Below are 12,462 nucleotides of genomic sequence, written 5' to 3'. Positions count from 1 at the left end.
CGGGAAACGTGAATTCGGCTAAAGTGCCGCGATGGACAGAAGCCTCACCCGATATGTGATCTGGAGCGCAATTGCGCTGTTTCTGGCGGTCGGCACCTATGTCGCCTACCAAATCACCGAACGACAATTTCTTGAACGCGACGCGGCACGCAATGCCAGCACGTTGGAACTCATCCGTACAGGTCTCGACAGTACGTTAGCAAGGTATGAGACACTGCCATCGCTTCTCGCCGAGCGTGGTGCCATCAAATTGGTTCTCGCAGATCCCACAGGCAGCGACCATGCAGCCAAGGTCAATCTTGAACTCAAGCAACTGGCAGATCAGGTAGACGCCTCGGATATTTACATCCTGAACGCAGCTGGCGACGCTATCGCAGCCAGCAATTTTGACAAGGAGCGTTCTTTCCTGGGCAAGAACTACGCTTATCGTCCCTATTTCACAGGAGCGATTTCAGGCGAGCTCACTCACTATTTTGCTCTTGGAACAGTATCGCTCAAGCGCGGATATTACTTTGCTGCGCCCGTTACAATCGGCCAACGGATCATTGGCGCTGTGGTGGTGAAGATCGAGGTTGATCGGCTGGAGAACGCATGGCGGGAGAGTGGTGCCGATGTCATCGTTACTGATGCAAACGGCATCATCTTTATGGCCAGTGATAAAGGTCGCCTGTTCAAAGCCATTCGTCCGTTGAGCGTGGAAACAATTGCAGCCATCGAGACGTCGCGCCAATATCCTATTTCTCAAGTGCAAGAGTTAAACGCCAATCTTACCGAAGCCACCTCAAGCGATCCTGCCTTGCTGGCACTCGAACAGGCGGGCACTACCACAACCTATCTCGCCAGCTTGACCGCATTGCCATCTGCCAATTGGACACTCATCTCTTTGCGAGACCGCAATGAAACGCGAGGGCAGGCATTTTATGCCGTTGCCTCCGGTGTCATGGCACTTTTGCTGGTCATGGGCACAATCGCGATGCTCGTTTCTCGCCGCACCCGGGCACGAATTGAAAAGCAGCGAGAGGCAAACACGCGCGAATTGCTGGAAGAAACGGTGGAAACCAGAACTCGCGACCTCAACACGCTCAACAGTCAATTGCGTCTGGAAATCAAGGAACGGGAGGCTGCCGAACGCCGGCTTCGCACCACGCAAAACGAACTCATTCAGGCAGGAAAACTTGCCGCACTGGGGCAGATGTCAGCTGCCCTTTCCCACGAGTTGAACCAGCCTCTCGCAGCCGTAAAGAGCTATGCCGACAACGCCAAAGCCTATCTCAAACGCAACGAAACACAAAAGGCCACGAGCAACATTGAGCGCATATCATCGATGGCAGACCGCATGGCCCAACTGAGCAAAAATCTGCGCACATTTGCCCGAAAGCCTAAAGAGATGCTCGACAGTATATCGCTCAAGAGCGCTGTGCACGGCGCGTTAGAAATCATGGCCCCGCGGCTGAAAGCGACCAAAGCCAGAATTGTGAACCAGGTCCATGATGAATCGATGTTCGTACGCGGTGGCGATATCCGCTTACAACAGGTCATCATCAATCTCATAAACAACGCGCTGGATGCGATGGAGAGCGCAGATAAGCCACAAGTTGAGCTTGCCGCACAAGAATTTGGCGACGAAATAACTTTCACTGTGCGCGATCACGGCCCAGGAATTCCGGATGACGTTATGGAAACTCTGTTCGATCCATTCTTCACCACCAAACCCGTCAACGAAGGTTTGGGGCTCGGCCTGTCCATCTCCTACAACATCATTCAAGACTTCGGCGGCAGCTTAAAGGCCCGCAACCACCCAGATGGTGGTGCTGAATTTTCCATCACATTGCAACGCGCTGAAGCCATGCAAAGTGCTGCAGAATGACCAGCGGCGGCATTATCTTTATCGACGATGAGGAAGATCTGCGCGTTGCCGCAGAGCAAACATTCGATCTTGCCGATCTGCCCATTCGCACTTTCACAAACGCGGATGCGGCGTTGGAAATTCTATCACGCGATTTCACGGGTATCGTCATATCAGACATCAGAATGCCCGGCATGCAGGGCACCGAATTGATGCGTGCTGCACTGGAAATAGACTTTGAGTTGCCTGTGATTTTGGTAACCGGACATGGCGACGTACAAATGGCCGTGGAGGCGATGCGCGATGGCGCCTACGATTTCATAGAAAAACCGTTCGCCCCTGACAGGCTGGTCGCGGTAGCCCGCCGCGCGTTAGACAAGCGACGGCTGACGCTGGAGAACCGCCAGTTGCGCGGCGTCGTTACCAAGCGCGACGATCTGGAAAACCGCCTTACCGGACGCACTCCGGTCATGCTTGAGTTGCGCAAGAAGTTGCGGGCGATTGGGCCGACAGAAACCGATGTACTGATTGAAGGCGCAACCGGCACCGGCAAAGAAGTTGTCGCCCGCGCCCTTCACGAACTAAGCGACAGAGCAGACAAACCGTTCGTGGCCATCAATTGCGGCGCGCTTGATGCCGCCACCATCGAAAGCGAATTGTTCGGCCACGAGGTCGGCGCTTTTCCCAACGCCTTGCGCTCCCGTTTCGGCAAATTTGAGCACGCCAGAGGCGGCACCGTTTTCCTCGATGAAATTGGCGCGATGCCAGACTCAATGCAGCTGAGACTTTTGCGCGTGGTGGAAGACCGCCAAATCAGTCGACTTGGTTCAAACGAATTGATTGACCTCGACATCAGGTTTTTAGCCGCCACAAAAGACGATCTCGAAAAAGCTGTCGCCAATGGCACGTTTCGCAGCGATCTCTTCTACCGCCTGTCACAAGTCACTCTCGCCGTCCCTGCCTTGGCTGATCGGCGCGAGGATATTCCACGTCTGTTCCTGCAGTTAGCCAACGAGGCCGCGCGGCGATACCGCCGTGATTTCCAAGAGGTGCCGACCGATTTGCTCGCAAAACTCAGCGCACACAACTGGCCCGGCAATGTGCGGGAATTGCGTAATGCTGCCGACCGTTATGTGCTGGGAATACAAGACCCGATGCCAGCGCCAAGCGAAAGCTCAGCCACCGCAGGCAAGCTGAGCGAACGACTGGCCGAGCACGAAAAGTTGATTTTGTCGCTTGAACTGGCTGCACACCAAGGCGTGTTAAAGGAAGTCTATGAGAGCCTGGGCCTGTCGCGAAAAGCGCTGTACGAAAAGATGCAACGCCACGGCTTGAAACGCGAAGACTTCAAGAAAAGCTGAATGCTGCGAGAGCACTCATGGACAATGTGCATGAATACGCCCACGCTTGCCAACAAATGTTACCAAAAATACCCATCTTGAGATGAAGAGTCTGATTTGTCGCAGAATTCCGATTCAGTCTTTTGACTCCATCCCATTCAGCTAGTCTATATCGTGCACACCACGGCGCCGCGCCAAAACGCATGGCAGACCGTGTGACACTTCTGGAGGACACCAAATGAAATTTTCGAAACTTGCAGCAACTGCTGTCGCACTGCTGATGACAGCTGGCGTTGCCACCGCACAAGACAAAACCGGCTGGCCTGCCAGCTTCACCGTGGGCACAGCCTCACAGGGCGGAACATACTTCGTCTATGGCTCCGGCTTCGCCAACATTATTTCCGAAGACCTCGGCGTGCCCGGCGGCGGCGAAGTCACCGGCGGCCCCATGCAGAACATGGCGCTCGTCCACACAGGCGAAGCAGCTTTCGGCATGACGACAATGGGTCCGGCCAATGAATCGGTAAAAGGCACAAACCCGATTGCACCGGGCCTGATGATGGACAAAGCCTGCGCCATGTTCCCGATGTACAAAACACCATTCGGTATCACGACGCTGTCGTCCACTGGCATCACATCGATTGACCAGATCCCCGAAGGCGCGAAAATCGGTTTCGGTCCGGCCGGCTCGACTTCCGACACCTACTTCCCTGCCATGCTCGAAGCATTGGGCGTGAAATTTGAGCGCCGCAACGGCTCGTGGAATGACCTTGGTTCGCAGTTGCAAGACGGCCTTCTGGATGTTGTGGCTTTCGCAGTCGGCATTCCAACACCAGCCGTAAGCCAACTTGAAGCCCAAACGACCGTGAACTTCGTAGACTTCACAGAAGCCGAGCAAGCGAAAATCCTGGCCGACTTCCCGGTCGCAGATTTCACCATCAGCTCCGGTACATACTCTACGCTCAACCGCGATCTGCGCTCGGTCTCCATGTGGAACTTCGGTATCGCAAACTGCGACTTGCCAGAGAGCTTTGTCTATGAGGCAACCAAAGCAGTTATGGGCGACCATGACCGCATGATGGGTGTCCACAAAGCGGCCCGCGAAACGCTGGTCGAAAACTGGGACAAAAACAAAGTGCTGAAATGGCACCCAGGTGCAGCGAAATGGATGAACGAAAACGGTGCGTCCATTCCTGCTTCTGACATCTACGGCGGCTAAACGCCCGGTATTTGAGAAAACGAAAGGGCCACCTTCAGCCGAAGGCGGCCCTTTTTTGTAAATGACTGAAAAGCCCGTGCCGGAGGGCAGCGCCGCAGGCGTGACGACCGGTGAAATTTGGAGGGGCATACCATGTCGGACACCACGCTGGACAAAGAGACCATTACTCCGATCAAGGTTGAGGGCGTCGATCAAGAGCCGACAGAGAGCAACCGCCGACTGTTTTCCGGCAAGGTCGGTCTAGCGATGGCTGCCTATTCGGCAATCTACGCGTTGTTCCACATGGTAGCGCTAAACGGAATATCGATTTCGTCGCTGACCGGCATAACCATTCCACTGCTTCCATCGTTTCCAATGGAGACATGGAATTTTCGCATCGTGCACGTTGCAGGAGCCCTGGGCCTCGGCTTTCTGCTGTTTTCAGGACGCAGTTTTGGCGATGATGGCATGAAAAGTTCCATGCCCCTTAACGCGGCAGCCATCATTCTTGGCCTTTTGGCTCTTTTTAGCCTCGGCATGGCATTTTCGTTTCAGATCGAGATCAGCAACGGTGCGATGTGGAACGGCATAGATCCACGCATTAAATTCAATGAGACTTGGCTGTTTGGCGCTCCGTTGATTGCCGCCACCTTTGGTGGCATTGCCCTTTCATGGGCGGACAAACGCGCCCGCGGCGCGATATCACCGATTGACGTTACGCTGGCCATTTGCGGCGTGGCCGTTGCGGTTTATTTGATCACGATCTTCGGCACGCAAATGCGCAATGCCACAGGCACGCCCTTCGCGCCGATTGGCATGTCGCTGGCGGCAGTCGCGGGCACTGCGCTCATTTTGGAAATGACCCGCCGCGTGGCCGGCCTAGCGCTGGTCATCATCGCAGGCATTTTTCTCGCCTATGTCTTTACTGGCCAATACATGCCCGGCGTTTTGAATTCGCCAGCAATCACATGGCAGCGCTTCTTCTCTCAGGTCTACACCGATGCAGGCATTCTGGGACCGACAACGGCGGTGTCATCGACCTACATCATTCTCTTCATCATCTTCGCCGGCTTTTTGCAGGCATCGAAAGTGGGCGACTATTTCGTCAACTTCGCCTTTGCCAGCGCCGGGCGCGCGCGGGGTGGCCCCGCCAAGGTCGCCATCTTTGCATCCGGTTTGATGGGCATGATCAACGGCACTTCGGCGGGCAACGTGGTCGCAACAGGCTCGCTCACAATCCCGCTGATGAAGCGTGTGGGCTATTCCTCAAAAGTCTCCGGCGCGGTGGAAGCCGCAGCGTCAACAGGCGGTCAAATCATGCCGCCGATTATGGGCGCTGGCGCGTTCATCATGGCGGAAGTGACAGGTATCGCATACCAAGACATCGCCATCGCTGCGATCATTCCAGCCGTGCTTTTCTACGTTTCGGTCTATTTCATGGTCGACTTCGAAGCCGCAAAACTCGGCATGCGCGGCATGAAAAAAGAAGAGCTGCCGATCTTCGGCGAGTTGGTCAAACAGGTCTATCTCTTCATTCCGATTATCATTCTGATCGTAGCCCTTTTCATGGGCTATTCGGTCATCCGCGCTGGCACGCTGGCAACAGCGGCAGCCGCAATGGTCAGTTGGCTCACGCCAAACCGAATGGGCCTGCGCTCCATCATAAAGGCGTTTGAGCTTTCCGGCCTTATGTCCATCCAGATCATCGCCGTTTGCGCCTGCGCGGGCATCATCGTTGGCGTGATTTCGCTCACCGGCGTTGGCGCACGCTTCTCCAACCTGCTCTTGGGCTTGGCTGAGACATCGCAGTTGCTCGCCATGTTCTTTGCCATGTGCATCGCCATTCTGCTTGGCATGGGCATGCCAACAACGGCGGCCTATGCGGTTGCAGCTTCGGTAGTCGCGCCCGGTTTGGTCGAGTTGGGCATCCCGCTGCTGACCGCGCACTTCTTTGTGTTCTACTTCGCAGTCGTCTCAGCAATAACACCGCCAGTGGCCCTCGCTTCATACGCGGCGGCGGGCATATCGGGGGCCAATCCCATGGCCACGTCTGTAACATCCTTCCGCATTGGCATTTCGGCATTCATCGTGCCGTTCATGTTCTTCTATAATTCGGCGCTGCTGATGGATGGCACGAACATGGAGATACTGCGTGCCTTCATAACCGCTGTTATCGGCGTCTACCTGCTCTCGGCAGGCGTGCAAGGCTGGTTCTTGGAGCGCAAAGCGGTCTGGTTCAGCCGTGCCATCCTGATCGCCGCCGCCTTCTTCCTCATTGAAGGAGGTTTGCGCACAGACCTGATCGGCGGCGGCTTGGCTGCTCTTGTTTTCTTCATCCAGCGTGTAATCAAACCGAAAGAAGGGGCGGTGCCTGCAATTCGAGGTGCGGATTAGAGGACTTAGGGACGCTCGGAGAACGGTTTTCCGAAGTCGGCTTCGAACTCTTCTTCATCCCAGTAGCCGATGAGCACACCCGGCGGTTCGCGGGTAGCCAGCATGTGGTCCACCTGTTCGGCACTTTTCGTGATGCGAGAATGATGCCTCCGCGCCCACGCCGAAAGCGCTTTCTCCATACGCTCACACACGGCCAGCACGTCCGCAGCATTGCTTGCACCAAGATCGTTCAACTCGTCGGGATCGCTTGCCATATCAAAAAGCATCGGGCGGAAGCCCTCCGCATGGACATATTTCCACCGCGCATCACGGAGCATAACCAGCCGTGCATCGGCTTGATCCACACCCAGAGTTGCCCGCGCATCACGGGTTGAATAATCGTATTCCGAGATAGCATAGCCACGCCATTCAATCTCACCCGCATCATGCAGAAGTGGGGCAAGGTCGCGCCCTTCCAGCACATGCGGCTTCGGCTTGCCCCCCTGCGCATGAAGGAACGTCGGAGCAAGATCAATAGCCTCAACAAGCTCATCTCGCGCCATTCCCCGCGTTGCGTCAGCTTCCTTGCGCGGGTCATAGACGATGAGGGGGATCTTGGCAGATTGATCGTGGAACAGATCCTTCTCTCCCATCCAGTGATCGCCCAGATAGTCACCATGGTCGGACGTGAACACGACCATCGTGTTCTCCATCAGGCCGCGCTCTTCCATCCATTTGAAAAGCACGCCCATCTGATCGTCGATCTGCTTAATCAGCCCCATATAGCAAGGAACAACCCTCTCCCGCACCTCATCACGCGCAAAGCTGCGGCAGATGCGGCTGTTGATATAGGCTTCGAATACCGGATGGGCATTGTCCCGCTCAGCCTGCGAACGCACCGGCGGCTTAATGTGCTCCGGCCCGTACATATCGTGATATGGCGCCGGTACGATGTAAGGCCAATGGGGCTTGATGAACGAGAGGTGGCACAGCCACGGTTGATCGCCAGCGCTTTCCATAAACTCCATAGCGCGGCGTGTCATGTAAGGCGTCTCAGAATGTTCTTCTGGAATATTGGCGGGCATGTTGGCGTATTTCAGCAGCCAGCCGGACAGCAATTCACCATCATCGCCAAGCGCAGAATTTGCCAGATCTTCCCACGGGTTTTCAGCCTCAAACCCCTGCGACCTCAAATAGTCATCATAGGCAGGTTCAGGGTCATATGGCCCATAAGGGTGCATCCCGTCGTCCCGTTCAAATGGCTCAAAGCCACACTCCGATAGCAGCACTCCAAGGTCAGACGTCGGGTCAATCCCGAGCCGTTTCATGCCCTCCGCATCCGCAACCATATGTGTTTTGCCGACGAGCACAGGCCGGACACCAATTTCGCGCAAATGATCGCCCAGCGTTGGCTCGCCAACACGCAGCGGAAAGCCATTCCATGTCGCCCCATGAGAGTGGCAATAGCGCCCTGTATAAGAACTCATCCGCGACGGCCCACATATGGGCGACTGCACATAAGCGTTTGTGAAACGAACACCCTTGGCCGCCAGCGCATCAATGTTCGGTGTATGCAAATGCGGATGGCCCGCGCAGGAAAGATAATCCCAGCGCAATTGGTCCGCCATGATCCAAAGTACGTTCAATGTGCCTGCCCTCTCGCAATGCGCCCGATGCCCACCAAAAGCGTAGCCGCCCAGCGCCTCTGTGTTGAGGGTAAATCTACAAAAGCTCCCATGCACAATCGCCCATTCACGATAAAGCCCAAACGCAGAGCAATTTTCTCCCAAGAGCGAAAATAACGCAATTTCATCCCCCGAAATTAGCGTGTGACCGCCTTATCTTAGAACAATGTTGCAACAAGGCAGGCCAAGCGCATGAAATACTATCCAGCCTTTTTGAAATTGGAGGGCGAAAAAGTCGTCTTCTCCGGCGCTGGTGACCACGCGGCAGCGAAGATTAAACTGCTGCTCAAGACAGAAGCCGATATTCTGGTGGTCGGCGAAGACCCAAGCGACACCGTGCTTGCATGGGCCAAAGACGGTCGCCTTACGCTTGCACAACGCGAAATCCAAATCTGCGATGCCTTCGGCGCAAGGCTTGTCTATGGCGCAAACGATGAGCCAGAGGCAGACGCCCGAGCTGTCGCGTTTGGCAAGAAAGCAGGTGCCCTCACCAACATCGTCGACAATCTGGAAGCGAGCGAGTTTCTCACCCCCGCAATCGTCGATCGCGACCCTGTCGTTATCGCTATCGGCACGGAAGGCACCGCCCCTGTCTTGGCCCGCAAGGTCAAAAGCGAAATTGAGGAAATGCTGCCAACTTCCACTGGCACACTGGCGCTGATTGCCAATTCGTTCCGCCCGATGGCTACGCGGTTGAAATCGTCCACCGAGCGCCGTGCCTTCTGGAAGCGTTTCTTTTTTGCCGACGGTCCAAAAGCCTTAGCAGAAGGCGGCACCGAGGCTGTCGAGAACACGCTGCTCACCCTTTACAACGACGCACAGTCCGACATGCCAAAGACTGGACATGCCGATCTAATCGGAACTGGACCCGGCGACCCGGAACTGCTGACGCTCAAAGCACGCCGCAAACTGCACGAGGCAGATGTGGTGCTGCACGACCGCTTGGTAACACCGGAAATACTCGAACTGGCCCGCCGCGAGGCTACCGTGATCTGCGTTGGCAAACAGGGCTACGGGCCGAGCTGGAAGCAAGAAGACATCAACGCCCTGCTCGTAGAGCACGTTCGGAAAGGCCATATAGTTGCACGTTTGAAATCCGGCGACGCCGCAATCTTCGGTCGGTTAGACGAAGAAATCGACGCCCTCGAAGCATCAAACTTATCATGGGAAGTCGTCCCAGGCATCACATCGGCCTCTGCTGCTGCGGCGAGCATCGGCGCTTCACTCACCCGCAGAGGCCGCAACTCTTCCTTACGCTTTCTCACCGGTCGCGATGTGGACGGCTTTGCCGAACACGAATGGAAAGCACTTGCCAAGGATGGCAGCACCGCCGCCATTTACATGGGGGTAAACGCATCGCGTTTCCTCGCTGGTCGCCTGCTCATGCACGGAGCAAATGCAGCGACCCCGATCACAATAGTTGAGAACGCATCGCGCATTGACCAGCGCGTCATCGCCACAACGCTGGCAAACCTGACAGCCGATATCGACAGCGCAATGATTGAAGGCCCGGCGATCATTTTCCTCGGCATCGCTCCGCGCCGCATCAACACCGCAACATTAGCGCACGCCACCACGCTGGCCGCGACAGGAGCCTGAGCCATGCCCCGTTTTGCCTATCCCCAAGTCGTCACCGCAAATGATCTGTTTTCCGGCGATGTCGTCTACCTCACGCCAGCACATGATTGGTGCGGCGCTTTAGATGACGCAGCCATTGCCGACACTCCGGAAGAAGCCGCCGATCTGCTCGCAGCCGGTACGGCGCAGCAAGACAAAATTGTCGGCGCCTATCTAGCGGACGTAGAGCGAACCGGAGACGGCCTGCCGAAACCCGTCCATTTCCGAGAAGCGTTTAGGACGCGCGGCCCTTCAAACTATTTCCACGGCAAGCAGGCGGAGTGAGCAGATGTATCTCTACAACGAATTTGACGAGACATTCGTGCGCAACCGCGTGGCGCAGTTTCGCGGTCAGGTGGAAAAGCGCATCAGCGGTCAGCTTACCGAAGACGAGTTCAAGCCGCTGCGGCTGATGAACGGTTTATACTTGCAACTCCATGCATACATGCTGCGCGTTGCGGTTCCTTATGGCACCTTGGACGCCCCAAAAATGCGCCAGCTCGCCATGATTGCCGAGCGTTGGGACAAGGGCTACGGCCATTTCACAACGCGCCAGAACATCCAGTTCAATTGGCCGAAACTGCAAGACGTGCCGGACATTCTCGACGCCTTGGCAGATGTGGAAATGCACGCGATCCAGACTTCGGGCAACACAGTGCGCAACGTCACCGCGGATCATTTCGCGGGCGCTGCCGCAGACGAAATCGAAGACCCCCGCCCCGCAGCTGAATTGCTGCGCCAATGGTCAACAGATCACCCCGAGTTTCAGTCATTACCGCGCAAGTTCAAAATCGCGGTCAGCGGTTCGCCCAATGATAGGGCGGTCGTGAAGGCGCACGACATCGGCCTACAAATGGTGCGAAATGAGGCGGGCGAGACCGGCTTCGAAGTTGTTATCGGCGGCGGTCTTGGCCGCTCGCCTTTCGTTGGCAAAGTGCTTCGGTCGTTTCTGCCAAAAGCCGAGCTGCTTCCCTATGTTGAAGCGATTTTGCACGTCTACAATCTCAATGGTCGCCGCGACAACAAATACAAAGCCCGCATCAAAATTCTGGTTCACGAAGCCGGTCTGGATGAAATCCGAGAAGCTGTGGAAGACGCCTTCGAACGCAGCAAGGCCGAATTCAAGGTGCCGAGTGACCAACTGATCGCTGGCATTGAGGCGACTTTTCAGCGTCCCGATCTGACGCCATCGAGAGAGGATATCGACCCGATAGAACTGTCGAAAAACAAAGCGCTTGCCACCTTCGTCAACCACAATGTCACCGATCATGCCGTTGACGGTTATTCCATTGTGACGATCTCGCTCAAACCCATCGGCGGCACGCCCGGCGACGCAACAGCGGATCAAATGCGCACCGTCGCCAATTTGGCAGAGCGTCATGGCCACAACGAAATTCGCGTCAGCCACGAGCAAAACCTGATCTTGCCTCACATCAAAAGAACAGACCTGCCTGCGGTTCACGCCGCCTTGGTTGAAGCCGACCTTGCCACTGCCAATGTTGGGTTGATCTCCGACATCATCGCCTGCCCCGGCATGGACTATTGCGCGCTGGCGACTGCACGATCCATTCCCGTGGCGCAAGAAATTTCCACGCGCTTTAACGAGCTAAAACTGGAACACGAAATCGGCCCACTGAAGGTCAAAATCTCCGGCTGCATAAATGCTTGTGGTCACCACCATGTCGGCCATATCGGCATTTTGGGCCTCGACCGTGCAGGTGTTGAAAATTACCAGATTACGCTGGGAGGCGATGGAACAGAGACCATGACCATCGGCGAACGCACAGGACCCGGCTTTGCCGCTGAAGACCTCGTTCCAGCAATCGAGCGCATCATCGACACATATCTTCGCGAACGCACTGACCAATCCGAAACCTTCTTGCAGGCCTATCGCCGCCTTGGCGGTGCGCCCTTCAAACAAGCCCTCTATCCAGCACAGAACAAGGCAGCTTGACCATGACCAACACAATCATCACCCAAGGCCGTTTCACCGGCACGCACCTCACCTATATCCCACTGGCGGACGTGTCAGATCTGGCCGTATTCTCCGGCAATCTAGACATCAGCAGCGATACCGATCCAGCGCTCATCGTGCCGCATCTGGCGCGGTTGAAAGCTGTGCGCATTGCCTTCCCATCTTCCGCTGACGGACGCGGCAATTCCATCGCCAAGCGGTTGCGGGCAGAGGGCTATCGCGGCCCCATCCGAGCGTTCGGCCATGTTCATGCCGATCAATATCCACTTGCGCTGCGCAACGGATTCACAGACGTCGAAATCGAACCGACGCTGGCAAACCGCCAACCAGAGGCTCTGTGGACCGACAGCCACAGCCGCCTGAACCACACTTATCTGGAGCGTTTGAAAACGGGTTCAGAGGTTCTCGACGAAAGGCTTGCCGCATAA

The 12,462-nt window shown here is 56.0% G+C and carries 9 protein-coding genes; 8 read left to right on the top strand and 1 reads right to left on the bottom strand.

Going from position 1 to position 12,462, the window contains the following annotated elements; all coding sequences use genetic code 11:
• The first annotated feature begins 31 nt into the window (after window positions 1-31).
• The 4 genes from ACFQ14_RS03420 to ACFQ14_RS03405 all read left to right on the top strand — a co-directional run bounded on the left by ACFQ14_RS03420 (window position 32) and on the right by ACFQ14_RS03405 (window position 6,778).
• Window positions 32-1,867 (top strand): sensor histidine kinase, encoded by a 1,836-nt coding sequence (locus ACFQ14_RS03420; RefSeq protein WP_377211292.1) that lies wholly within the window; start codon window positions 32-34, stop codon window positions 1,865-1,867.
• Window positions 1,864-3,207 carry a sigma-54-dependent transcriptional regulator gene (locus ACFQ14_RS03415; protein ID WP_377211291.1) on the top strand — a complete coding sequence of 448 codons (1,344 nt, stop codon included), beginning with the start codon at window positions 1,864-1,866 and terminating at the stop codon, window positions 3,205-3,207. The genes ACFQ14_RS03420 and ACFQ14_RS03415 overlap by 4 nt, the downstream gene beginning before the upstream one ends.
• Window positions 3,208-3,424: 217 nt before the next feature.
• Window positions 3,425-4,405 (top strand): TAXI family TRAP transporter solute-binding subunit, encoded by a 981-nt coding sequence (locus ACFQ14_RS03410; RefSeq protein WP_377211290.1) that lies wholly within the window; start codon window positions 3,425-3,427, stop codon window positions 4,403-4,405.
• Window positions 4,406-4,537: 132 nt separating this feature from the next.
• A complete protein-coding gene (locus tag ACFQ14_RS03405) occupies window positions 4,538-6,778 on the top strand; it encodes a TRAP transporter permease (protein WP_377211289.1) in 2,241 nt (746 codons plus the stop codon).
• 5 nt (window positions 6,779-6,783) lie between these two features.
• Here ACFQ14_RS03405 and ACFQ14_RS03400 read toward each other — a convergent pair whose 3' ends face one another.
• Entirely contained in the window at window positions 6,784-8,403 is a 1,620-nt protein-coding gene (locus ACFQ14_RS03400) for an alkaline phosphatase family protein (RefSeq protein WP_377211288.1), read from the bottom strand.
• A 231-nt stretch (window positions 8,404-8,634) separates the two neighbouring features.
• On the opposite strand from ACFQ14_RS03400, the gene cysG reads away from it, so the two are divergent.
• The 4 genes from cysG to ACFQ14_RS03380 are packed head-to-tail and all read left to right on the top strand — an operon-like array spanning window position 8,635 to window position 12,462.
• Complete coding sequence (gene cysG, locus ACFQ14_RS03395) at window positions 8,635-10,041, top strand: siroheme synthase CysG (protein WP_377211287.1); 1,407 nt, start codon at window positions 8,635-8,637, stop codon at window positions 10,039-10,041.
• Between the two features lie 3 nt (window positions 10,042-10,044).
• The gene (locus tag ACFQ14_RS03390; RefSeq protein ID WP_377211286.1) at window positions 10,045-10,344 is read left to right on the top strand and encodes a DUF2849 domain-containing protein; all 300 of its coding nucleotides are present in this window, start codon (window positions 10,045-10,047) and stop codon (window positions 10,342-10,344) included.
• Window positions 10,345-10,348: 4 nt separating this feature from the next.
• Window positions 10,349-12,013, top strand: coding sequence for a nitrite/sulfite reductase (locus ACFQ14_RS03385; RefSeq protein WP_377211285.1), 1,665 nt, complete (start codon window positions 10,349-10,351; stop codon window positions 12,011-12,013).
• Between the two features lie 2 nt (window positions 12,014-12,015).
• Window positions 12,016-12,462, top strand: coding sequence for a DUF934 domain-containing protein (locus ACFQ14_RS03380; RefSeq protein WP_377211284.1), 447 nt, complete (start codon window positions 12,016-12,018; stop codon window positions 12,460-12,462).

Origin of the sequence: Pseudahrensia aquimaris (assembly GCF_042676045.1) — a bacterium.
Lineage (GTDB): Bacteria > Pseudomonadota > Alphaproteobacteria > Rhizobiales > Rhizobiaceae > Pseudahrensia > Pseudahrensia aquimaris.
Note: the sequence above shows the minus strand (reverse complement) of the source record. Positions and strands in the feature narration are given on the sequence as shown.

Bases quoted from the DNA above. Each gene is read 5' to 3' on its own strand.
- ACFQ14_RS03405 (WP_377211289.1), top strand. From the start codon at position 4,538: ATGTCGGACACCACGCTGGACAAAGAGACCATTACTCCGATCAAGGTT.
- ACFQ14_RS03380 (WP_377211284.1), top strand. From the start codon at position 12,016: ATGACCAACACAATCATCACCCAAGGCCGTTTCACCGGCACGCACCTC.
- ACFQ14_RS03410 (WP_377211290.1), top strand. From the start codon at position 3,425: ATGAAATTTTCGAAACTTGCAGCAACTGCTGTCGCACTGCTGATGACA.
- ACFQ14_RS03385 (WP_377211285.1), top strand. From the start codon at position 10,349: ATGTATCTCTACAACGAATTTGACGAGACATTCGTGCGCAACCGCGTG.
- ACFQ14_RS03390 (WP_377211286.1), top strand. From the start codon at position 10,045: ATGCCCCGTTTTGCCTATCCCCAAGTCGTCACCGCAAATGATCTGTTT.
- ACFQ14_RS03420 (WP_377211292.1), top strand. From the start codon at position 32: ATGGACAGAAGCCTCACCCGATATGTGATCTGGAGCGCAATTGCGCTG.
- cysG (WP_377211287.1), top strand. From the start codon at position 8,635: ATGAAATACTATCCAGCCTTTTTGAAATTGGAGGGCGAAAAAGTCGTC.
- ACFQ14_RS03415 (WP_377211291.1), top strand. From the start codon at position 1,864: ATGACCAGCGGCGGCATTATCTTTATCGACGATGAGGAAGATCTGCGC.